This is a genomic window from Mesorhizobium sp. CNPSo 4689 (assembly GCF_057784325.1).
This window is the reverse complement of the sequence record NZ_JBWLUZ010000004.1, coordinates 38,639-60,925: the sequence shown is the minus strand read 5'-3', so window position 1 is coordinate 60,925 and position 22,287 is coordinate 38,639. Positions and strand designations below refer to the sequence as shown.

Genomic DNA, 22,287 nt, shown 5'->3' with positions numbered 1-22,287 from the left:
AATGACCGACACAGTCATTCAAGCCACCAATCTCTCCAAAGCCTATAGATTGGGGGTGGCGAACAACAGCTTCCCTACCTTGCGGGACGCGCTGGCCAGCGGCGCAAGGCGAATAATTCACGGGGAGCCAGATTTGGGTCGGCGCAACAGTGGAGACGATCAATTCTGGGCCCTGAGGGACGTCTCCTTCGAGGTGCGCGCAGGCGAAGTCCTTGCCGTGATCGGACCCAACGGCGCGGGAAAGAGCACCATTCTCAAGATATTGGCGCAGATTGTGGAGCCGACTTCCGGTCGCGCGAGGATACTCGGACGGCTGGGAGCTTTGCTGGAGGTCGGCACGGGGTTCCATGCGGAACTCACCGGCCGCGAGAACATCTATCTCAACGGAGCGATACTCGGCATGCGGCGCGCCGAGATCAGATCCAAGCTTGATGAGATCGTCGATTTCTCCGGCGTCGAGCCATTTCTCGACACGCCCGTCAAGCGTTACTCAAGCGGTATGTACTTGCGGCTCGCCTTTGCCGTGGCGGCGCATGTCGAGCCCGACATCCTTGTCGTAGACGAGGTGTTGGCGGTCGGCGATGCGGCATTCCAGAAGAAGTGTATCGGCAAGGTGGGGCAGATCGCGCAGACTGGCCGCACGGTCATCTTCGTCAGCCACCAGTTGTCCGTGGTCCAGAAACTCTGCAACCGGGCGATCCTTATCGGCGACGGCACGATCAAGGCAGACGGCCCCACTGCAAAAGTGATCGAAACTTACCTTCGGACGATCACGGACCAGGCCGCGGAGGATCTCGCCACTCGCGCGGTCCGCTCCGGTCGCGGGCGGGTTCGCTTGATGGCGATCGAGATCGAAGGCGATACGAGCGTCCCGACCTCCGGCCAGCGCACTCGTTTTCGTTTTCGTGCCGCTGGCGACCAGTCGCTGGTCGATTGTTCTTTCACAATCTACGATGAGTTCGGTGATGCCGTGACCTCATTCGACTCTGCCGAGCATTCTGACAGCGAGCTCGTCGGCGACAGTTTTGTTTGCGAGTTCCAGCCCTTGCTGCTGCGTCCCGGCCGCTATCGCATCAATGCCGCGCTGACATCGCGGGAGGGTGCGCTCGAGGATCACGTCGAGGGTGCGGCGACCTTCGATGTGCAGCCGGGCGTCCTCGGCGGACGGCTGGTCAATGCAGAGCCGGGGTACGGCAGCATGACGATGCCTCACCGCTGGACCAGGGGAACGTAGGCTAGGATATCGATGAAGATACTGGTGGCCGGCTGGTTCAGTTTCGCGCGCGGGCACGCCACGGCCGGCGACCTGTTGTCACGCGACGTTCTTTGCCGATGGCTCGACGAAAGATCCATTGCCTACGATCTGGCGACTGATCCGCCCTTTGCCGGCGGCTTAAACTGGCGACTGCTCGATCCTGGCGACTATTCCCACGTGATCTTCGTTTGCGGTCCGTTTGGCCGCGGCGAATTTGAAGCGGAATTCCTCGGGCATTTCGCGCGATGCCGGCTCATCGGGCTGAACTTGTCGATGGACCTCCCGTTGGACGAATGGAACCCGTTCGATCTGCTGATCGAGCGTGACAGTTCAGTCGTATCCAATCCGGATATGGTCTTCGCGGCGCGGCAGGATCTTCCTCCGGTCGTCGGCGTCTGCCTCGTCGAGGAGCATCCGGGCGCGGAAGTCGCGCGCACCAACGCGGCGATCGCGAAACTGATCGAAGCCCGCGAGCTCGCCATCGTTGGCATCGACACGCGGCTCGACGTCAATGAGGGGGGTCTGCGCACCCCCGGAGAAGTCGAAGCGCTGATCGCGCGAGTCGACGTCCTCATTACGACGCGCCTGCACGGCCTCGTCCTTGCCCTGAAGAACGGCGTGCCGGCGCTTGCAATCGATACGGTGCCGGGCAGCGGCAAGATCGCCAAGCAATGCACCCGGGTTGGCTGGCCGAACGTGCTCACGCTGGACCAGATCGACGAGCGGCAACTAGCGCAGGCGCTGGATTTCGCCTTGAGTCCCGAGGCAAGGCGGTTGGCAGGAGAGTGCGCGTCGGACGCCGAGAAACTCCTGCTTCAAACCCGCGAGCGGCTGTTGGACAGCTTGACCGGTGACGAGGTCGAGGCCTCGTTCCGCGCCCGTCAATTGCCCGAGCGAATGGAAGCGTTCAGGGCCGGCCTTCAGCCCGTCGGCGATTTGACAGCCGAACGGAACGATGTGGAGACGCCGCCTGCGGCCAAGTCGTGGAGACGCAAGGTTGTCCGGGGAGCTTTCACCATGCTTCGTCGAGGATGAACGAGCCGGGGCGTATCGCTGACGCGCTCACCAATTGGTGGTCACGATCCGCTGACGCTCCCGGTCATCAACCTGTAAAGGCGAGCAAGTCTTCGCGCAAAGCGATGACGAAGCCGCGCGAGCTGCATTGCGGCTTTCAATGACAGCCGATCGGCCTTGTTTCGAACGGTCGGCTCGCTGGTGTAAGGCGATCGCGCGAGGCGAATTGCGCGATCGAGCTTCGGATCCTTTATCCCGCTTTTGACAACGTATTCGGTGAGCCAGTCGAGAAAGGGTGCGCGGGCCGGATGCGAGCCCATGCGATCATAAAGGCCACGCTTGGCCGCATCCGCCGACACCGAGCCGGAGTGCTGCCGATAACGCGAAAGACAGATTGGTGTGACATAGGCCGGGTAGCGCAAAAACAGCTTAACCCACAGCGCCTGGTCCTCGTAGAGCCGGAAGCGTTCCTCGAAGCCGACGACAAGTTCGATGGCACTCCGGCGCACCAGCACGGAACAGGTGCACGGAACGTGACCATCCTGCATCAGCAGAAGCCGACTTAGAAGCCGCGGAGGTTGATGCAAACGGCCGGCAAGCCCGTCCGTCGGCTCGATCCAGTCGGGGCTCTCACCGTCTGGATACCACCATCTCGTCGGCCCGAAGATCATTGCGGCTTCCGGGTTGGCATCGGCTGCCGCCAGAACCGTCTCGAGCATATGCGGTTCGTACAGATCGTCTGCATCCAGGAAGGCAAGCAAATCGCCGCTGCTGGCCTCTATTCCGGCGTTTCTCGCTGCCGCGGCGCCACGCTTGGATCCGGGAGGCCTGCGCAGCACCTTAATTCGGGGATCGGTTGCCGCAACATCATTGGCGATCTTGACACTGTCATCCGTCGAGCCATCGTCGACCAGCAAGAGCTCCCAATCCGTAACCGTCTGGGCTCGGACGCTGGCGATCGCTTCGCCCAGAGTTGCCTCCGCATTGAGGAAGGGGGTTATGATCGTCACCCGCGGCAGGGAAGTCATCGTTGAAGCCGTCTCTTGATACTTCGCTTGTTCGCTTTCCAGGTTTCGCGCGCGAGCACTTTCCAGATTGCGGAACGAATGCGGAAAGAGGCGCCCTGATCCGCCATCACGCCATTCAGCCACTTGAGAAACGCAATACGCGCGGCCTCGTCAGCGCCTGCCCTGGCGGAGGCGACAGAGCAGCTTTCAGCATGCTGGCGGTATTTTGCCCAAATGCGGCCGGATACATAGACGGGCGCGAATGCGAGCGCCTTGGCAAAGAATGTCTGATCCTCGAACATCAGGCGAAAGCTGTTCTCGAATCCCCCAAGCGTTGCGAACAAGCTTGAACGCATCAGGGCATTGCAAGTTGTCGGCGTCTGGACCTCGTTCTGCAGCAGCAGCTCCAGCAGCACAGGTGGTTCATAACGGGCGTCTGGTTCGACGCCGAGCGGGTAGTGGAAGTCTGCATGATCGGCAGCCTCGTCCCAGCTATGCCAGATCAGAGTGCGGCCATAGATCATGCCTAGCGCCGGATCGCTTTCCATGATGGAGACTTGTTCGGAAAGCTTTTCGGGCAGCCATGTATCGTCTGCGTCGAGAAACGCGACATAGGCGCCGCGCGCCTCCGCCAGCCCACGGTTGCGCGAGGCACTGATACCATGATTGCGGTTGTCGTGATGAGACAATAGCCGAACCTTGCCCGGCAGGCGCTGCTCATAGCCGCGTATGATGGCGGACGACTGGTCAGTCGAGCCATCGTCGACAACGAGGAGTTCCCAGTCGACGAAGCTTTGACCTACAATGCTATCAACTGCTTCCCGGAGATACCTCTCACCGTTGAACACGACTATAATTGCCGTGACACGCGGCTGTCCGCCTGAATTGTCAGCCATGGCATAGCACCATGCGCCGAAAGTCAGCCTCATCCCAATTGGCGACCGTAACGCGCGGCAATCGGAATGGGTCGACGCGAGGCCCAGCTTCACGCGGCAGGGTGGTTACTGCATAGTCCATGCCGGCAGACCTTACGGCGTTGGCGGTGCTGTCATCGAAATCTCCAAACGGGTATGCGAATCCCACCACCCGCCGTCCTGTAATCTCCTCGCATTTTTGGCGGCTGCCCGAAATCTCGCGCTTAAGATCGTCCCGTTTCAGTAGCGGCAAGGATGGGTGCGTACAGGTGTGGGCGCCGATCGCAACGCCATCGAAGTCGGCGAGCTGCCGCAGCTCCGAATGCGTCATGGCGCGATCGCGCCCTCGGGGACTGGCGTCGGTTCCTGCCCATCTTGCCAGCCGCTCCAGCGCCTTCTCGCGTTCGTGTGCTCTCAACGGCTTCAGCAGTGCGTGCAAGTGGAAATGGAGCTTCGTGCGGTTGATCGCGTTATTGGAGTCCGCCTGCATTGCGTCCTTCCTCACGCGCCAGTCATAGTTTCGGCCAGCGATCTCGATCTCCAGAGCATTCGGGAGAGCTGGCATTTCCAAAATGATGCGGGATAGAATATCCCACCAGAACACTGACGGATCGGTGATCGCATGGGTGGTGACGAAGACAGTCGCAGGACAGTTCATACGCCGCAGGATCGGCACGCCGTTTTGGAGGACATCCGCGTAGCCGTCGTCAAAGGTGATTGCCACCGCATTTCTCGGTGGCCGTCCCTCGCGAAGCCGTTGCGCCAGCCACTGCAGGGGAACAATGCCACGCGCTTTCGTCAAGACTTCGATCTGGCGTGCAAAATTTTGCGGCGAAACCGCGAGTTTCCACGGATCGACGGGCGGTGCTCCGACGCGGTGATACATCAGCACGATAGGTCGATTGAAACCGGCAAGCAGGCGCCCCCGTCGCAGGAGTTTGCTGACAGTTTGACGCGCAGTCACGGCGCCGCTCATCGCCTGAAAGCCCGCGCCGCGACTATTACCGGACAGTAGGGGTCGTTCACATCAAGTAATGCCGAATTCAGCTCATGTTCTGCCAGGCCGTAGAGGAAGCCCGTAGCAGAATACGCGCTTCCATAGTGACTGACTTCGACGTTCTTCGCCCCGAACCTGTCCGACAGAAGTCGCCTCAGGGCAGCCGGAGTAAGCGACCAGTACCAGCTCCCACCCCATTCTCCCCTGTCAATCGGGCTCACCCAAGGCACTGTAATCAGAAGCACGCCTCCCGGCTTCAGGATCCGCCACAGGGTGGCGACCGCAGCGGGTAGATCGAAAACGAGGTGCAGGGTCTGGGTGAGCACGATACAATCGAAGGTCTCGGAGGGCAGATCCTCGCTGTTCGCCAGGTCACCCACGTAGGTTGTCAACGGGTGGCCGTCATAACGGTTCAGAACATCGCTTGTGGTGACCCGACTGCCTCCGAAACGCATCGTATAGGCGTTGTCGCCAATCTCCAGGACCCTTCCGGATATGTTCAACGAACAGGACGCGAGGAAAGTCTCGACATAGCGGCGGTCCACTGGCTTGCCGCGATCAAACCCGAACTCCGTGCTGAAGGGTACGGTACGCTCGAGGTCACCGAACCGGGTGCTCGAGCGGTGCCGACTTGAACGGCGCCTGATGCGATGCCGGAGCATCAAGGCGGTCTGCAACGGCGCTGCAAGCGCAACGGCGATCGTGCTGCTGAATTGACCGGCGAGTGAAGAACGGGATCGAAGCGCTGTACCAAGCTGTGCCAGTTGCAGGTCCGTATAATGGCACTTCCATTTTTCGACACCCTGACGGTATGCGGCCGCCCAATCAGGATTGGTCTGCGCGACGTTCCGCTGCCGGCGAAGGACCTTCAGCGCCGCGCGCAACATCATCGGATTGCTCTTCGACATATTGCTTGCGTGCCGACGGTAATCTGCGAGGCATTCCGGAGTGCAGGCTACCTTGTTCGCCCGTGATAGGCGAAGGTAGACGTCGTAGTCCTCGCAAGCCCGCAGTGACCGGTCAAATCCGCCGGCGGCTTCCAATGTCCTGCGGCGATAAAGCACTGTCGCATGCATTCCAATCAGGTTGCCTGTCAGGAACCCCGCATACGGGTCCTCGCCCGCCGACCTCAGTGGCACAGTATTCCTGACTGCACCGCCCTCGTCGATGTCGCGGTAGGCACCGTAGACGAACGCGCAATCGGGATTGTCGTAAAACAAGGCAAGATTGGTTGCGAGCGCGACCGGGCGCAGCCTGTCGTCGGCATCCAGGAAGGCAATGAATTCGCCGCGCGCTGCCGTCATCCCTGTGTTACGGGCAGAGGCCAAACCCTGGTTTTTTTGGCGGATGTAGTGGACGTCGTCATATCGACGAACAACACTTTCGGGATTGTCCGACGACCCATCGTCCACAATGATGATCTCATCCGGCTTTACGGTCTGGTTGCGGACGCTGTCGATGGCTTCGGCAAGGAACCGCGCATGATTGTAGGTCGTGATGACAACTGAAACGCTGGATGCAGCGGGGCGGGTGGTCATCTCTCACCCGCTCCGTTTCCGCAGGTCGGGTAGCCCGCAAAGGTCAACCAGCCGATCGACCGCCGACATGCTTCCTCGAAGCTGACAGCCGGCTGGTATCCGAGTTCGTGCTCGGCCTTACGCCATGGAAGTTTCGTCTGGCACTGGTGCAACAGTGCACGCTCCTCCGATACCATGACCGTTGGGGCCATAGTCGCACCGGTCGCATTGCGTCCTGCCTTGCGCCACTCGGCATAGCCTGCCTTCAGTCCGCTGCGAACAGGCCTTGGCAGGCTTCGGGCAAGCCGCCGATATCCTTCGCTTTCCTTCAGCCTTTGTTTCCAGCTCGGAGCAAATGACAAGGGCGCTGAAATCGAAATCGTGGCCAGGTCGAACCCCAGTGCCTCGGCGATCGGTCGGCAAAGATCTGCCCAACTGATCTCTTCCAGGTCTCCGATCAGATAGGTTCGCCCAGACGCCTCGGGCACTTCTATGGCAAGCTTGATCGCGTGAATGACATTGTCGACATAGGCGCTGTTGCAGATACCACGACCGCCATCCACCAAGTAGGCTGAACCGTCAATGAGCTCGTCGGCAAAACCACCCGTCCAACGGGAGCGTGGGCCAAAGACAATTCCAGGCCGCAGCACCACTACCTGCACCGCGCCCTCGCGTGACAGGTGCCCGAGTCGGCGTTCGGCATGAACCTTCGCATTGTTGTACTCGATCGTTTGATCGTCATGCAGCGCGCTCGTTTCGTCCGTCCCGGGCGGGGGCGATTGGCCATGAACGGAAGCGCTGCTGAGATAGATCAGACGAAGCACGCCGGCAGCGGCGGCTGCACGATAGACGGGCTCGATAGCATCGACGATCGTGCGGGCATCACCGGCAACTGCATGTACGACGTACTGACAGCCTGCAAAGGCCGCGGTAAGAGCCTGAAGATCACGCGCATCCGCCACCATTGCGTCAATCGCAAAGCGAGACAGACTGGCCAAAGCATCCGGCCTGCGAACGATCGGCCTGACATTCGCCCAGCCGGAAAGTTGCAGAAACTCCACTGTGCGGCAACCTATGAAGCCGTTGGCGCCAAGCACTGCAACTGTGCCGGTCATTGTCTGATCCCAGCGCAAGCGGTGATATGGAGCAATTCTTCCGAACCGAGCCAGGGCATGTCCATCAGTTTCCGTCTGGCATAGCATCCTTCGACCAGATCGAGCACATTGCGCCCAGCGCTGGCCGGCACGGAAAGGGGGGCCCCATTCCGGACCGCATCCACCAAGCCCGAAATCTGATCGCAAAATGCATCGACAAAATCGCGCGACCGGCCGTCGGCATTGGTGAAGGAAGCGAAGCCTGTCGTGCGACTTCCATTCAAGGCGACCTCCACAGTCTCGGTCTCATTGACTGTCCAGGAAATCGAGCCGCGTTCGCCCTCAAGGCGGTACAGATTCGGGCGAGCCCAATCCCGGCTCAACCTGACCGTCGCGTCGAAGCCGCTAAAACGCAGCCGGACAAGGCAGTTCGCCTCGACGCCGCCCATTGCGTCATCGGCGTAGTGAATCTCGTCGGGTTCTCCAAACCACCAGGTCAAGAGGTCAAGGCAATGCGTGCCGATATCCTGAAGCACGCCACCACCGGACTCCGAGAAGCTAAAATAGCTCATCGAAGCCACCGGCCACTGGAAGAAGCCGCCCTCAAAACAACTGACGCTTCGCAGCCGTCCGATCAATCCGCCCTCCAGCATGGCCTTTATCGAACGCGTCGCGGGGAACTGCCTTCTGACGAGCCCTGTTGCCACAAGAAGATTGTTGGCTGCCGCTGCCGCCAGGGTACGATCCGCCTCGGAGCAGTTCGTGGCCATCGGCTTTTCGCACAGAACATGCATGCCGGCTTCCAACGCCTGTATGGACTGATCAGCGTGATATCGAGGTGGCGAAGCAATGATCGCGATATCGGCGTCCATAGCCAAAAGGCCCTCGAAACTGGCCGCAACCTTGGCTGAGGGCAGTCGCCCCTGAACGAGCGCGGCCTGCTTCGCTACTGGATCGAATATCCCCGCGACTGCAACTTGGCCTCTGCTTTGAAGGCGTGAAAGCGCTTCCGCATAGTAGAGCTTTGTGACGGCGCCACATCCGGCCAAAACGAGCCGGACCGGTTCAGCTTGCTGGAGTCCTGCAGGCCGCTGCTCGGTTTCAGCCAGGATGGACAATCCTGCCTCCTTGTCTTGCAACGAGCCGCAGCATACGCCCAATTGTCTTGAGTGAGGGATCGAAGCGGAACGCTTCGCTCATCTGCGCCAGGCATCCAGCCCAATCACCGGCGCCGAGCTGTCGCCGCGCAGTTTCGAGAGCGCTTAGCGCATAGGTTCGCCGGGCCGACGCGGCGACATCGTCCGCAAGCTCGGTTGGAAGATAGCTCTTGAAAATATCGATCGCCATTCGCGTGTAGGCCATGTCCTCGGCACTTCGGATATGGCGCCCTGTGTTCGACTGGGGGTGCATCCGATAAAGTGCAAGGGCCTGCGGTTCGTACCAGACAGGAAACTGAGAAGCGATACGGACCCACATCTCCCAGTCTTCACTGCATTTCAGCCGCCGGTCGAACGCGCCGAGTTCTTCGTAGACCGCGCGCCGCACCACGATTGATGGCGTCATGATGTGCTGTTCCAGCGCCAGTCGAACCGCCGCATTCTCGAGCCGTCCGGGGCTTGACTGCATTGCAGGCGGGATCGACAGCTCCTGTCCGTGGGCATCCATGAAGATCGCCCGACAGAATGCCGCGCCCGTATTCAGGTCCGCATCGAAGCCTCGTCCGAGCAATTCGTAGAAGCCGGGGCGGACAGCGTCGTCGCCGTGCAGGAGATGTACGAGTTCGCCCTGGGCACGATCCAGGCAGGTATGGAAGTTGCCGATATGCCCTAGATTCTGCGGCTGGTGGAAAAAGCCAACGCGGTTCCTACCGATTTCATTCAAGACTCTTTGCGGATCATCGGAGGAACAGTCGTCAACCACCTCGATTTGCATCTGAGCCGGGCCGGGGTCCTGCGCCAGCACGCTTTCCAGCGTTGCGGCAAGAAAGCGGGCGCAGTTATAGGCGGGGATCATCACCGACCATTTCGGGCGAGCAGCCTCCCGTGGCAACGGCGAGATCGGATCGCGATACTCGAAGTCGCGGACCGCCGTCATCTCTGGAGCACCGAGGACTTCAGCAGGTGCAGCCCCAACCTGGCAATGTCGCGTTTGGGCACATCACGTGCGATGCCACCGCCGCGAAGGCTCCGCAGGAAGCACGATCTGGCCGATGGCAAATCGCCTTCTACCAGATACCGCATTGACCATTCATAGAAGTAGCGGGAGCAGCCGCCACGCGCAGAATTTGCCCCCTGAGTGTCCATGACCTGCGCCATGCGCCGGTAGAATCCTTCGATTGCATCCAGCTTGCGCCGGTTTGGCAGTGCCGATACGAGTCCGCCCGGATGCAGACGGTAGACACCTGCTACCTCGTCGACGAAAGCGAGATCTGCTGTCTTTGCGCAAAGCACATACAGCGGCCAGTCAGTAATCGGAAAGAAATCAGCATACCACGACGGCACGTTTCGAACGCACGCGGTTCGCATCATGCCGGCGCAAGTTGCGAAAGGATTGCCTTCCCAGATATCCCTTTGGGTCACGATGGGTTTCTGGTCCGCCCGCGTCCACCGCGTCGATGTGACCTCATCGCCATCCGCCACGACTGCATTATAGAATACTGCGGAGAGTTCCGGGTGCGCGTCGAGATGGGCCGCCTGATCTTTCAGCTTGGTCCTGGATGTCCACAGGTCGTCTCCATCGAGGACCGAGACGTAGCGCCCACGCGCCACCCGGAGTCCCCTCGCGACGACTTCGTTCGATCTCACATTACTGCCGGAATAGATCGCCGACAGCCTTTCAGGATGGTTGGAAACATATCGCTCGACAATCTCCCGGGTACCGTCGGTCGAAAAGTCTTCACTGATCAATATCTCGACACCGAAATCGGCCTCTTGCATGAGAGCGCTGTCGATTGCGGCCGCCACGTAGCGTGCGTGATTGTAAGTGACAATAAGGACGGTCACGCGAACCGTTGATTCATTCACCTTCCGCTCCGCAGTACGTGCCGATCGCCTATTTCAGATCATGCCGATCATTGCCGGCTCTAGATCGCATGGGTTGCCCTCATTTCCGCAATTCCACCATTGCCCTCAAACCAGCGCAAGGTGCGCACGAGACCCTCTTCATAGGGCACTTTGCATGACCACCCCGGCAGGATTCTTCGGCACAAGGTCAGGTCAGGACGCCGGTTGGTCGGATCCTGTGGCGCCGGCTCATCATGAACAATTGTCGTTCCGGGAATGAGGCCCGCAACATATTGCGCGATCTCAAGCACCGAAATTTCCCGGTCGTTTCCTACGTTGACTGCTCCCACATGATTGAAGTTCTCCAGCCAGAACAGCCGTTCGAGCCCATCGACAATATCGTCGACATAACCCCAGCTGCGGGTTTGGAGACCATCACCATGAACGACGATCGGCTTGCCGGACAACGCATTGGCGATAAAGTTGGAAACAGCACGCCCATCATCGGCTCGGGTGCGCGGACCGTAGACGTTAAAGATCCTGGCAACCCGCACATCGACGCCACGGACACGGTTGCTCTCGAAGAGGAGCGCCTCGGTGCAGCGCTTGCCTTCGTCGTAGGAAGAGCGCGGGCCCGTACAGTCCACTGACCCCCGATATGTCTCGGGCAGGGGGTTGACCAACGGATTTCCATAAACCTCCGAGGACGACGCAAAGCAGATTCGCCCACCCTTTTTGAGCAGCTTCAAGAGCCGCATGGCGCCAATCAGATTTGCTGAGACGGTACGCTCGGGCTCGCGCATATAGACTGGCGGCGATGCGGGCGACGCAAGATGAAAAATCTCGTCGAATTGGAAATCGGATTTGAAATGCTCCACCTCGGAGCGGACCAGCACTAGGCGTTGATCTCGGATATGATCAATGTTTTCGGCCCTGCCGGTCCATAGGCTGTCGACCACAACCAGCATGTCCAAATCGTTTCTTTTAAGAAGCCGGTCGACCAGGTGCGACCCGATGAATCCTGCTCCTCCAGCCAGCAACAGCTTCTTCATCTCATGTCTCGAGGGGACGTAGTAGGCTGTCGGAATTCGTGTGCTCGTTGGGCATTGCAAGCGTCCCTTGTTCAGGAGGCCGCGTCAAATAGGCTCCGCTTGGTCCAAGTTTCTCGTCCATTACAGCAAGATTGCTGAGCCCCACGCGGTGGTTGGCATGCTCGTCGGAATCCGCAAACTCATGAATAGAGTAGTTCCAAAAATTTCGTGCGATCTCCGAGCTGCGGTCCTGGCTTTCCGGTTGCGGAAGCGCTCGCTTCACCCTGCGCAGGAAAATGGCCGCGAATGCTGCAACGAGTTTCGCGAACTGCACAGGTGACCGCCAGAGCATCTTGGTGCAGTGCCTGGCGACCGCAGCAAATCGGCGCGTCATTAACCCAAGCTTGGCAATCTCGACATCGGTACGGAACATCGCATCCAGCAAGTCCGGCTTCACCGCCTCTGTACAGCGGGCAAGTACGCTTTCGAGCACCAACCGACGCGAGATGAGCATTCGCACGAAATCTGCCGACATATTCCCTGGCGTTCGGCGATATCCGACAAGATGCTCCTCAACGGCGCCGAAGCGGTATTTCGAGGCAACGCTTTGTTGGATGAAGAAGTCCTCGCAACCCTCTGCACCGCTCTCGCGCAGTCGCGAGGAGTAGCCACCCATTTCGAAGAGAACATCGCGCCGAAACATCGCCGAACTGCCGTTGCCGATGAAATTTTGTCCGAGATGCTGCATGAACACCCATCCATTCGGGTGCGTCCGCTTCGGCGTCATGATCACCATATCGTCGGCATCAATCGTCCGGTAAAGTGTATAGACAAGCCCTAGGTCATTGCCAGCCGCAGCGAAAACACGCAGTTGCTTTTCGAGCTTGGTCGGGTGCCAGAGGTCATCGGCGTCTATGGGCGCTATAAAGGTGCCCTTGCTAGCCCGCATCCCCGCATTCCGCGCCGACGCGACGCCACCATTCTTCTGTTGGAGCAACTTGATGCGCCTGTCGCCATCAGCCAGTCGTCGAACGATCGATGCTGTTCCATCGGTCGAACCATCGTCAACGACTATTACTTCGATATTCCTATGCGTTTGGGCAAGCACGGACGCCAAGGTACGCTCGATGAATGCTTCCGCGTTGTAGGCAGGGATGATAACCGCCACGAGCGCGTGGGCAGAGTGTTGTGAATTGCTCGGCAACTCCGCCATCCCTAGTCACGCCAGAACGAAGAGCACTGCGATCGTTCCCAGATTGGCCAGAAATGATTTGACGGACAGAGTGTCATCTAAACCCTTCTCCGCTGGTGTGCAGGCTTCCGCAAAAACCGCTGAATGTCTTTGTTTTTCAGCGTTCTTCGTCTGCTGCTATCCGCCGCAACGCTAGGCACAGAGTTGCTGGGATGGGTCGTTTACTGCACATATTAGCTGAAACTACTATTCGTGCCAAGGAGTTGAAACCGGGCGATATAGCGACGGCGGTGCGTTCTATCTCCGCGTAAGAAAGGCGGAACCAAGTCCTGGGCCGTCGTCCACTTCAAGGGCTCTGGCGCCGGCCGCGTCTGGAAGGAAGCCGGACTCGTCTCCTTAGGCCCGGTGCCAAGACACGAGGGCAGCCGCTTGCAGACTTCGTCCGAACGCCGTAGCGCGCCTCGCGAACCCGTGGTCGCCCGCTGCGCGTCAATTCGAGACCGGCGAGGGGTTCGGTATAGAACCCTGGCGCTGCTTGCTGACGATCTAACGCGGCGTACCAGGCATGCGGCAATCACGTCTTTGCCCAGACCCTGAGCGGCCACCTGAATTCTTTTGGCCCGGATCACATCTCGATAGAACACCGCTGATCTCCGCCTCTAATACAATATTTAGCTAGCTAGTTCGCGACCGCCGCTCCTGGCGGGGCCTGCAGCGTAATTGTGATGGTGTCACCCGGAGCGAGCAGGGTATCTTCAGTCGCCCCGGTCGTCTCTGCCTGTCCTTCATTGGAACGGGTTACACCTATCGTAACCCGCCGGCTCCCTTCGGCCACAAGGTCGCTGCGCAGCTGCCTCACGTAGGCGATTTGTTTGGCCAACGAAGCCATCTCAGCGCGCATTTGCGTCATCGCCGCGCTTTCGGTCTGCAAGTTAGCCAGCAGGTCAATTCGACTTTGGTCGGCAAGCTTCTCAAGGCTTCGCTGCAAATCGCCTTGGTCGCGTTCAAGTCGAGAGATCTCAGCGTTGGTTTGCAAAGCGCGGGTCGCGGACAAGAGCACTGCGCGTTGAGCATCGTTGACCCTGGTGATCTGGATCAGACCTTTTTCGAAGAGCTTCTTGAGGCGAACAAGTTCCGCCGCATCCGCTGCCGCACCCGCCTGATCTGTCTTCTGCTGCTCCTTCAGGTAGCCCATCCGTTCCGCCGCCTTGGTCGTGGCCAACTTGATTGAAGCGCGCTCCTTCTCCTGATCCCCATAGAGAGCTTCAAGATGCTTCTGCTCCTGCTGCAAAGCTTCGTCGCGACGAGGTTTTAGGCTCGGGTCACGTTCTGCGTCCGGAACCTCAATCGCCCTGGCGCCGCTCAGCTGTGCTTTTATGCGAGCAGCTTTGATTTCGCTTTCCTGATACTTGATGCGCAGAACGTCGAGGCGGCCGCCAAGGTCCGCCACTGTCAGTTCAGGGTTTTCAAGCTCACCACGACCGAGCTTATAGCCGCCGCCAGCCGCCACAGCTTGTCGAACAGTCATTCCTGGTCTGAAGGCCTGAGTCCCAGGAGAAGCAATGTCGCCGTCAATATAGACGGGTCGGTATTCCTCAATATCAATTATAATCTGATCTGGGTAGAAATTAGTCCAATTCTCAGTGCCGTCGGCGGATCGCTGCGGAAGGGACTTCGGTTTTAGAACCTCGATTACCTCCTTGCGTACGTCCTCTATTGTCTTCTGGAGAACGTTTAGGGGACCCAAGACCGGTAACACAATTATACCGCTCTGATCGATAACAGCTCGCTTTTGCATCTCGGGATAGCCTATGACAGCGAAGCCGATCACGTCGCCAGTCTGCAGACGGTACTTGTCGACATTGTGCTCCTCAGCTAGGGCAGGGCCATTCGACAGATTCGCGCATGCGAACCACAGAAATATGCACGCGGGCGCGGCGCAGCTGCCTGCCTGCCACCGCCCCGATCTATTCGACATTTGCGCTCACTCAATTCAGCCCCTTGTCGCAACCCATTCAATGGATTGAGCAGTCACGCATCGAGGAGGATATCAGCTGCTCCAACCTGTCATGAAAATATCGAGTTCACTGTGCCCTCGGTCACAGCGTGTCTGTCCGATATGCCTCACTTATCCCAGGTAAAGCTCGGTACAAAAGTCGCCCAGGCGGAAGAGTTCGACGGGATCGGCGTGACGGACCGAAGAGCTAGCGTCGTTCCCGCAGCACTATCGTTGAAGTAGTGGCGTGTAGCGGCAGGTGAGAAGGACACCTATCCCCGGAGCAGGCAGAACCATGGAGCTGGACGGCGGCTGGCAACGCAGCCCTTCGAGTCGATTGTTTTCGGCCTGCGTCGCGCATCCAATGCTCATTGGCAGGCAGTGGAGATAAACAAAGCCATATGATCGGGCCTGAAAGGGCAGAAACCGGCCATCTTGTGGTCTACCGGTCTTTCAGGCGGTTGCGAGGTCTCTTAAGGCGGCAGGAACCGAGAGACCTCCCAAGCCGCACCACCGGCCCCTCACCGCAAGCGGTGGAGAAGTCCGCACAAGATCGGCCAGTTATTTGCGATAGTAGATACGAGGTGCAACATAATCGGAGCGCTTCACTATCACATGCGAATTCTTTACTTCATCTACGGATTCGATCCCGGTGGCGCCGAGCACGGGCTGCTTACCTTGTTGCGAGCAGGATTTTTCAGCGGCCACCAGCTGAAGATTCTCGCCTGTTGCCGTGGTCGCGGGGGGGCTCTTGCCGATGAAATTGCCGCACAGATCGGAGAGCACAATTTTATCCTGACTTCGCAGAGTGAAGAGACTTCCTTGCGCAACTTCGTGGGCTCGTTCTTTGTAGTATTACGCCTCATCTGGGAGTGGCGGCCGGATATGGTTGCGTTGTCGCTCAAACAGGCCAATCTCCTGGGACGGCTTGCTGCGATGTTTGCTCCTCGGCTGCACTGCGTTTCATTCGAACACAGCGCCCGCTACCGCTACCGCTCCCGGCGCGCCGCAGGCGTTTATGGCCCTGTGCTCAAGGCGCTGTCCTGGCGCGTCGACGAAATCTGGGCTGATTGCGAAAGTACGCTGCAGGAGACGCAAGCATACTTCCTGCCGCGCAGGCGCCGGTCGCATATCGTGCCTCTGTTTTGCTCCAATGAGGCTTCCAGCTACAAGCGCGATTACGCGCTTCACACACCCTTGCGCCTTGCTGCTGCCGGACGGCTAATCCCGCTGAAGAACTTTGACCGCCTGATCGAGGCCATCCGAATGCTCCAAGACCGCAGCGTTTCTGCAAGCCTGGATCTTTACGGCGACGGGCCGGAACGGCAGGCACTTTCGCGCAAGGCGGATGAGCTCGGCGTTGGAGATCGTGTGCATTTCCATGGCTATGTCGCGCGCTGGTTCGAGCTTGCCTGTGATCATGACGTGTTCATCAACCTATCCGATACGGAAGGGTTCTGCATCGTCGTCGCCGAGGCGATGCTTGCCGGCCTTCCGGTGATCGCGACCGACGTCGGCGGGGTCCGGGATTACGGCAAGGATGGAGAGAATATGCTGAAGCTTGCTGTTCCCTCGGCGGAGATGGCGGTGACGCAAGCACTGATGTTCGCGGGCGATGAAACGCTCCGCAAGAAGATCGGAATGCAGGCACGACAGAATATGCTGCAGGCCTATTCGCAGGCCGCTTTGCGTGTCCGCGCTGAGGCGGTGTTGGGCGACGGAATGTAAGGACCGGCAAAGGACTGGCGACCAAGATAGCCGGGCCGATCGTGAATTCTGACGGCTCCGCATCTCGACCTGGCCCTTCTCCCAGCCCGATGCCAGCGCACAGGCCGACGATCACCGTCTCCACCGCCGCGGATGATGCGCGCAGACTCCGCCTAGAAGGCGAACGCCCGGTCATGCGCGTCGAACACCATTTCCTGCGTCTCGCACGGATAGGCCCGGACAGACATCATTATTCGTCATTCTCGGCTTAAAACAATGCTTACTCCACAACTAAGACTGGTAATACTGACCATAACGTTCACTGTAAAATTCGGCACTGCCGAACTTTTGATACAGCTTGATTCTTTTGATATCGACCTTGTTGAGCAGAACGCCGATACATTTATCCGCAAGGATCGGATTGTTGTTGAGGCATTCGCGCACGAATGTACGAGCGGTCACGCCCCATTCAACAACCAGAACAAGGCCGTCGAGGTGCTGGACGAAGGACCTCACGTCCGCGACTGGAGCCAACGGGGGCAGATCAACGACGACGTAATTGAACGTAGAGCCCGCCTTGATCAGAAAGTCGCCCATTTTCTCGATAGGCTGGACGGTCTTTGCGAGCTTTTGTTGGCTTTGGTTCACGCCGGGCAGGAACCTCAATGGCAATGATTGATGGGCCAGCATATCTTTCGCATTGAAATCTCCAGCCAACAAGTTGGCCAGGCCCCGTTCCCAGCCGTTGGCTAACATAGGGGACAAGCCCGGATTGTGGATGTCGGCATCGATCAGCAGCGTCCTACAACGCTGCATGGCAAGAACCGTCGCAAAATTAGCCGCGACCAGCGACTTTCCTTCTCCCGGAAGGCAGGAAACGATGCCGATCGCCTTGGTGCTCTTCGTTGGTATCTCGACATCAACAGCGACTTTCACCGTTCGCATCGCTTCAGCGAATTCCGAGCGCGGATGCTGCTCTACCCAGTTAAAAGCGGTGTTCCCCACCTCAATGAATGACCGCTCTCCGGCCTCAGGATCACGCTTGTTCCGGCGAATTGGCTTCCCGTCCAGCAACGGGATCATTCCGAGCGTGTCAAGTCCGAGCTCATCGCGCACTTGACCCCTCGTGCGGAAAAAGCGCTCCCGGTACTCCCGAATTCCGCCCACACCGGCGCCAATCATGCCGCCGAGCACGGCGCAGATCGCCAACGTAACAATGCTGTTCGGAGAACTCGGTCCGCCGGGGTATGACGCTTCCGAGATAATCCGCGCCTCAGTCAACGCCATCGAAAGGTTCTGCAGGCTCGCTTGGTACTGCTGCAGGACCTGTTCATATTGCGACTTGAGGGAAGACGCTTCAAGTTCGAGCTGGCGTAAGGTAACCAGCGTTTCCTTGGTCAGCACAGTGTCTGTTCGGAACCTGTGGACCGCGAGCTCGGCGTCGACCGATCGCTTGCGCACCGTCTCGACTTCTTCCGCCAGGGCACTGCGAGCCCGGATGATCGACTCATCTTTGGCTCCAACTTGGTCAGAGATATAAATTTCAGCATATTTATTGGTTATTTTTTGCGCCATTTCAGCGCTAGGCGACTGAAATCGGATTTGTAGAATGTAAGAATCGCCTACGCGAGCTACCGTTAAATTATCAGCCAGAATGCCAAATGCCTGCCATCGATCAGGCCCTCGCGCCGCGCTCGGTTCCACCGGCGCTCCTCTCTCTTCGGAACTGCCAATGAATGACCGCACCACCGAAGCGAACGATCTTGTGAGAGTGGTGAGCAACGAATACGGCGCTGACAGGAAAGAGCGATCGGTAGCAAGACCGAGACTGTCAACGACCTTTAGCCCGATCCGGTCGGAACGCAACAATTCGACTTGACTCAGCATCATCGGGTCAAGCTGTGTGGAGCTTCCGCTCTCTGTTAATTTCGTCACGACGGATGGCTGGTTCTTGTCGATCAGGATTCTGGCCGTCGACTCGTACAAGGGCACCTCGGCCGCCAGGTACGCCAACCCAAGCATAAGGCCTGCGAGCGCGCATGTAAGGACGAACCTCAACTGCCGTCGCGCTGCCGCCAAGAGTGTTTCGAGATCAATCGTTCCCGACAGAGGATCGCCGAATATGAAGGCAGCATCCGGGTGCCGATTTTCAACTTCGCGGAGCATAAGCCTTCAAACCCGTGGGATGAGACTGGCAGCGCATAGGAGAAACACCTTACCACACTATCTGACTTAATGTCCGCAAATTCAGTATCGACGCCGGCGGAGCACAGGGGCGCACTGCTCGGGCGGACATCAGCCCGTTCCCTCGCCAAAGGCGCGAATTCCTAACCTCTGATTGCAACAAACAAAACTCACGCGGCCCCATGCTCCCCTCCAGGTCGAGCGATCCAATTAAAAGAAGAAACTGGGTCGTATTGCCAAATGGCAACATCTGAGCAAGAGATTTCGGGCCTAGGTTGAGCCTGTCCTGCGGGAAACAGGGATGTCGATTCGAATGACTCGTCGATCAAGGTCTGCGCGCATTTGGCGCCTCGCGGAACGCCTCTCCAGTGCCCGAATAAGACAGGGTGCAGTCACATTTTGTATCGTGGTGTGGGGTGTCATCGTGCTGATCGTCCTCCTCTAGGCGGAAAGTGGTCCGCCTTATTCACCAAGTGGCTAGGCCGTTGCTCCCTTTCGGACTCATCGCGCGCGATGTGTGATTTCGGAATCTCGGATTCTTTGGAGACCGAGCGCCACACAAGCAGCATGACAGCAACAAAGTACCCAATCTGGATCAAGATCCCGCAAATTACCGTTTGGACAAACGTGGTCCAGAGCGAGCCGGTAAGCAAGTATGTACTGATGGCGAATGCCAACAGGACTATAATAAGGCCGCGCAAAAATAGCAAAAAGGACATCGCCGTCCCACTCGCAGCCGCTCGCGTGACGCGCTCCTTGGGTATCGATTTCTCAGCGCGTTAACCATCATAACATATCGGAACGGGTCAGAGCGGTAAAATATTAGGAAATGCGAATAAACGTGCCTACCGTTTTGCCAGGACGCTTTCGGCGGATTTGGCGGTGGTGGATCGCCAGGCTGCCGCATGAGATGCTCGAGCTCTCCAATCCGCTAGCATCTTTAAGGTCAAAGTTTTTTGCGCATGACGCGGTAGAACAATAGCTTGGCTGCGCGGCGCACCTGTGGCTCCATGCCTGTAGGTAGGGCGCAGAGAAAAAGGTAAACGTATACCCGCCAGGACAATGGATCGTGCAGTATCGCGCGAATGAGCAAGCGCGCTCCGCGTTTCTTTTCGCCTTGAGCCACGCAATCATTTCCGGCTTTTGCGTATAAACGCGCGTTGCGCCGCCGCGCGAGGTGCGCAAGCTCCGGCCGTCGGATGACCCATTCTCGCGTAAGGTGTTCAGCTACCGGCAGAAGCGCGTCGAGTCTGCGGGTTGTGTTTGAGCCATGACGCCGTTTATAGACGAGTGCTCCGGCCACATGTTGAAATGTCCAGCGCTCTGCTACGCGCATGCAAAACTCTGTATCCTCTCCAACCCTGACTGTCTCGTTGAACAACCCGATATCTTCAACAATCTCCCGCCGCATAACGATACTGGAAGGAACAATCGGCCCATCAAGCAGAAAATACGTCGGCAGCGTATCGCGTTGATCCGCGCGATAGCGGCCAACGGCCACGGGCACAGCATCGGAAAGATCTGGAGCGGAAAAGTCGACTAAATCACCATAGACGAGAGCTGCCTTGCAGCCATTGCCGAAGGCGGTCAATTGAAGCTCAAGCTTGTCCTCAGCCCAGAAATCATCGCCGTCGAGAAATGCAATAAAATCACCGGTAGCATGTCTGATTGCAAGATTCCTCGCCGATGAAGGCCCGATACCCGCCGTTGTCAGGATATGGATGCGCGGCTCCCGATCGACCAACGACGCAATCACTTCGGTCGAGCCGTCCGTCGAGCCATCATTGACAATGATGATCTCTTTGATGGCGCCCGAAGCGGTCTGATTGATCACGCTTTCCACTGCCTGCACAATGAAGCGTTCCTCATTGTGGCATGTCAAAATGACCGAAACACTCATCTTGTGCTTCCTGGCAAGGCGCGGCCAAGAAATCGAGAATGACTAGTGCTCGTCGGGTGGGACCTCCGCGCCCTGTTCAATACCAGGCAAAGCCCGTGCCCCGTCAATTCCGGCAGGAGCGAGACAAGGATCAGCGTGACGAAAGCTCGTGTGCCCGAGGCTTCTGTTCCAACGTAGAAAGCGCAGGGAACAAGGATCACGAGGGGCAGAAGCCGTGCCTGGGCTGCTCCGATCAATCCGTGAAAAAGTGCCGAGCTTAGAACACGGCTTAACCGAAACCATGCGGCGGCCCATATCAGAAGATAGAGGCTGAGCCCAATGATGCCATTCTCGGTGAGTATGCGTTGAAACTCGCCATGGATCCCCAGCCGCAACTCGTCAGGAAGACTGCGGAACTCAGTATCGATGATATTTTTGAATTGGTTCGTGCCCACGCCCACTAGTGGATGTTCGGAGATGAGCCGTCTGGACAGAGTGAAGGCAAACGAGCGCTGGACGTTGCTCGGCGTATCTCCAGGGGCATATTTCCCCTTTGCGGCAAGGTATTCGTACTGCCCCATGCTCAGCGGATCGAGCATGGTCTGCAATTGCTTCTGGATATAGGCGTTGTCCATCGTGGTCGATAGCACAAAAAGACCCACGAAGCCGGCGGCGATCGCCGGCACCATCGCAGCCAGCCGTCCGCGTGTCAGAAGCGCAGCGGTCAGAAAGAGATAGATCAAAAAAGCCTTACGTTCCCCAGATAGCACGAGCAGGGGGAGTAACCCTGCCCATGCTAACCAAAGGTTGCGCCGCTTGGCCCGGCTGGCGAAGAGCAGCAGCCCCGCGAGCGTAATTGGAAGGAAGGTGAACACGAGCCTTGGATCGAACAGATGTTTCCAACCGACCGGGTACCCATGAGCCACATGCCAGGCGATCGTATAGGCGAGGATCAGCACCATGCCGAAAAGCAAGATGTTCACTGTCTGGTGCGTATCGAGCCGTCTGGCCTCCTGTGCGAGGACGAACGCAAAGGCGCCCACTGCGGACATCTGCAACAGCTCGCGCAGGCCGTTCTCTATGTCCACGCTTAAGGCCGAGACCATGTGCCAGCCCAAGAAGGGCAGGAGGAGTAGAAAACCGGCTGGAAAAACCAAACCTCGCCAACGCCCCGTCGTGAGGCCAATGATGAGCGACAGCAATGTGATCAGCTCGAACGGACGCAGCAATACAAGACCCGTCTCGAGCCTGATTGGCAGGAAAAGGCTTAGTATCGCGAATGTGAGGAGATAACGCATCATAGCCCCACGCGGCGCGATATCCTTTTAACATGTTCTCTTTCCCGGAGACAGAATCTTGTTGGTATGCCGGCGGGCGGAGAAGATTTTGCGCCGTTTCATTGGTGTGTCGACGACGAAAGGGGCGGTGAGCCCATGACAGCGCAGCCCAGCGATGAAGGTCTGCGTCTTCCAATGTCCAACGGTGCCTTCGAGCGTAG

Annotated in this window: 18 protein-coding genes; 3 read left to right on the top strand and 15 right to left on the bottom strand. The window is 58.3% G+C overall.

Annotated features, from left to right (window positions below):
- The first annotated feature begins 1 nt into the window (after position 1).
- Together AC04SI_RS07955 and AC04SI_RS07950 are read left to right on the top strand one after the other, a co-directional pair.
- Entirely contained in the window at positions 2–1,234 is a 1,233-nt protein-coding gene (locus AC04SI_RS07955; RefSeq protein ID WP_488474078.1) for an ABC transporter ATP-binding protein, read from the top strand.
- Between the two features lie 12 nt (positions 1,235–1,246).
- Positions 1,247–2,290, top strand: a complete 1,044-nt coding sequence (locus AC04SI_RS07950; protein WP_404276040.1) for a polysaccharide pyruvyl transferase family protein — start codon at positions 1,247–1,249, stop codon at positions 2,288–2,290.
- A 41-nt stretch (positions 2,291–2,331) separates the two neighbouring features.
- On the opposite strand, the gene AC04SI_RS07945 is transcribed toward AC04SI_RS07950, so the two are convergent.
- The 11 genes from AC04SI_RS07945 to AC04SI_RS07895 all read right to left on the bottom strand — a co-directional run bounded on the left by AC04SI_RS07945 (position 2,332) and on the right by AC04SI_RS07895 (position 15,001).
- The gene (locus AC04SI_RS07945; RefSeq protein WP_404276039.1) at positions 2,332–3,297 is read right to left on the bottom strand and encodes a glycosyltransferase family 2 protein; all 966 of its coding nucleotides are present in this window, start codon (positions 3,295–3,297) and stop codon (positions 2,332–2,334) included.
- A complete protein-coding gene (locus AC04SI_RS07940) occupies positions 3,294–4,172 on the bottom strand; it encodes a glycosyltransferase family 2 protein (RefSeq protein ID WP_404276037.1) in 879 nt (292 codons plus the stop codon). The genes AC04SI_RS07945 and AC04SI_RS07940 overlap by 4 nt, the downstream gene beginning before the upstream one ends.
- On the bottom strand, positions 4,165–5,166 hold the full coding sequence (locus AC04SI_RS07935; protein WP_404276035.1) for a polysaccharide deacetylase family protein: 1,002 nt from the start codon (positions 5,164–5,166) through the stop codon (positions 4,165–4,167). The genes AC04SI_RS07940 and AC04SI_RS07935 overlap by 8 nt, the downstream gene beginning before the upstream one ends.
- Positions 5,163–6,725: a glycosyltransferase gene (locus AC04SI_RS07930; RefSeq protein ID WP_404276034.1), complete on the bottom strand. Its 1,563-nt coding sequence runs from the start codon at positions 6,723–6,725 to the stop codon at positions 5,163–5,165. The genes AC04SI_RS07935 and AC04SI_RS07930 overlap by 4 nt, the downstream gene beginning before the upstream one ends.
- Positions 6,722–7,819, bottom strand: a complete 1,098-nt coding sequence (locus tag AC04SI_RS07925) for an NAD-dependent epimerase/dehydratase family protein (RefSeq protein ID WP_404276032.1) — start codon at positions 7,817–7,819, stop codon at positions 6,722–6,724. The genes AC04SI_RS07930 and AC04SI_RS07925 overlap by 4 nt, the downstream gene beginning before the upstream one ends.
- Positions 7,816–8,916 (bottom strand): Gfo/Idh/MocA family protein, encoded by a 1,101-nt coding sequence (locus tag AC04SI_RS07920; protein WP_404276030.1) that lies wholly within the window; start codon positions 8,914–8,916, stop codon positions 7,816–7,818. Before AC04SI_RS07920 ends, AC04SI_RS07925 begins: the two co-directional genes overlap by 4 nt.
- A complete protein-coding gene (locus AC04SI_RS07915; protein WP_404276029.1) occupies positions 8,900–9,892 on the bottom strand; it encodes a glycosyltransferase family 2 protein in 993 nt (330 codons plus the stop codon). Before AC04SI_RS07915 ends, AC04SI_RS07920 begins: the two co-directional genes overlap by 17 nt.
- The gene (locus AC04SI_RS07910; protein WP_404276028.1) at positions 9,889–10,821 is read right to left on the bottom strand and encodes a glycosyltransferase; all 933 of its coding nucleotides are present in this window, start codon (positions 10,819–10,821) and stop codon (positions 9,889–9,891) included. Before AC04SI_RS07910 ends, AC04SI_RS07915 begins: the two co-directional genes overlap by 4 nt.
- A gap of 59 nt (positions 10,822–10,880) precedes the next feature.
- The gene (locus AC04SI_RS07905; protein WP_404276027.1) at positions 10,881–11,852 is read right to left on the bottom strand and encodes an NAD-dependent epimerase/dehydratase family protein; all 972 of its coding nucleotides are present in this window, start codon (positions 11,850–11,852) and stop codon (positions 10,881–10,883) included.
- A gap of 1 nt (position 11,853) precedes the next feature.
- Complete coding sequence (locus AC04SI_RS07900; RefSeq protein WP_404276025.1) at positions 11,854–13,044, bottom strand: glycosyltransferase family 2 protein; 1,191 nt, start codon at positions 13,042–13,044, stop codon at positions 11,854–11,856.
- Between the two features lie 658 nt (positions 13,045–13,702).
- Positions 13,703–15,001 carry a polysaccharide biosynthesis/export family protein gene (locus AC04SI_RS07895; protein WP_488474077.1) on the bottom strand — a complete coding sequence of 433 codons (1,299 nt, stop codon included), beginning with the start codon at positions 14,999–15,001 and terminating at the stop codon, positions 13,703–13,705.
- Between the two features lie 633 nt (positions 15,002–15,634).
- Between AC04SI_RS07895 and AC04SI_RS07890 the strand changes: the two genes are divergently transcribed.
- Positions 15,635–16,747 (top strand): glycosyltransferase, encoded by a 1,113-nt coding sequence (locus AC04SI_RS07890; RefSeq protein ID WP_404276023.1) that lies wholly within the window; start codon positions 15,635–15,637, stop codon positions 16,745–16,747.
- 270 nt (positions 16,748–17,017) lie between these two features.
- Here the strand turns inward: AC04SI_RS07890 and AC04SI_RS07885 are convergent, their stop codons facing one another.
- The 4 genes from AC04SI_RS07885 to AC04SI_RS07870 all read right to left on the bottom strand — a co-directional run bounded on the left by AC04SI_RS07885 (position 17,018) and on the right by AC04SI_RS07870 (position 22,087).
- Entirely contained in the window at positions 17,018–18,892 is a 1,875-nt protein-coding gene (locus AC04SI_RS07885) for a Wzz/FepE/Etk N-terminal domain-containing protein (protein ID WP_488474076.1), read from the bottom strand.
- Between the two features lie 437 nt (positions 18,893–19,329).
- Complete coding sequence (locus AC04SI_RS07880) at positions 19,330–19,629, bottom strand: exopolysaccharide production repressor protein (protein ID WP_404276020.1); 300 nt, start codon at positions 19,627–19,629, stop codon at positions 19,330–19,332.
- A 227-nt stretch (positions 19,630–19,856) separates the two neighbouring features.
- Positions 19,857–20,810 carry a glycosyltransferase family 2 protein gene (locus tag AC04SI_RS07875; protein WP_404276018.1) on the bottom strand — a complete coding sequence of 318 codons (954 nt, stop codon included), beginning with the start codon at positions 20,808–20,810 and terminating at the stop codon, positions 19,857–19,859.
- The gene (locus tag AC04SI_RS07870; RefSeq protein ID WP_404276016.1) at positions 20,807–22,087 is read right to left on the bottom strand and encodes an O-antigen ligase family protein; all 1,281 of its coding nucleotides are present in this window, start codon (positions 22,085–22,087) and stop codon (positions 20,807–20,809) included. Before AC04SI_RS07870 ends, AC04SI_RS07875 begins: the two co-directional genes overlap by 4 nt.
- Positions 22,088–22,287: the final 200 nt, after the last annotated feature.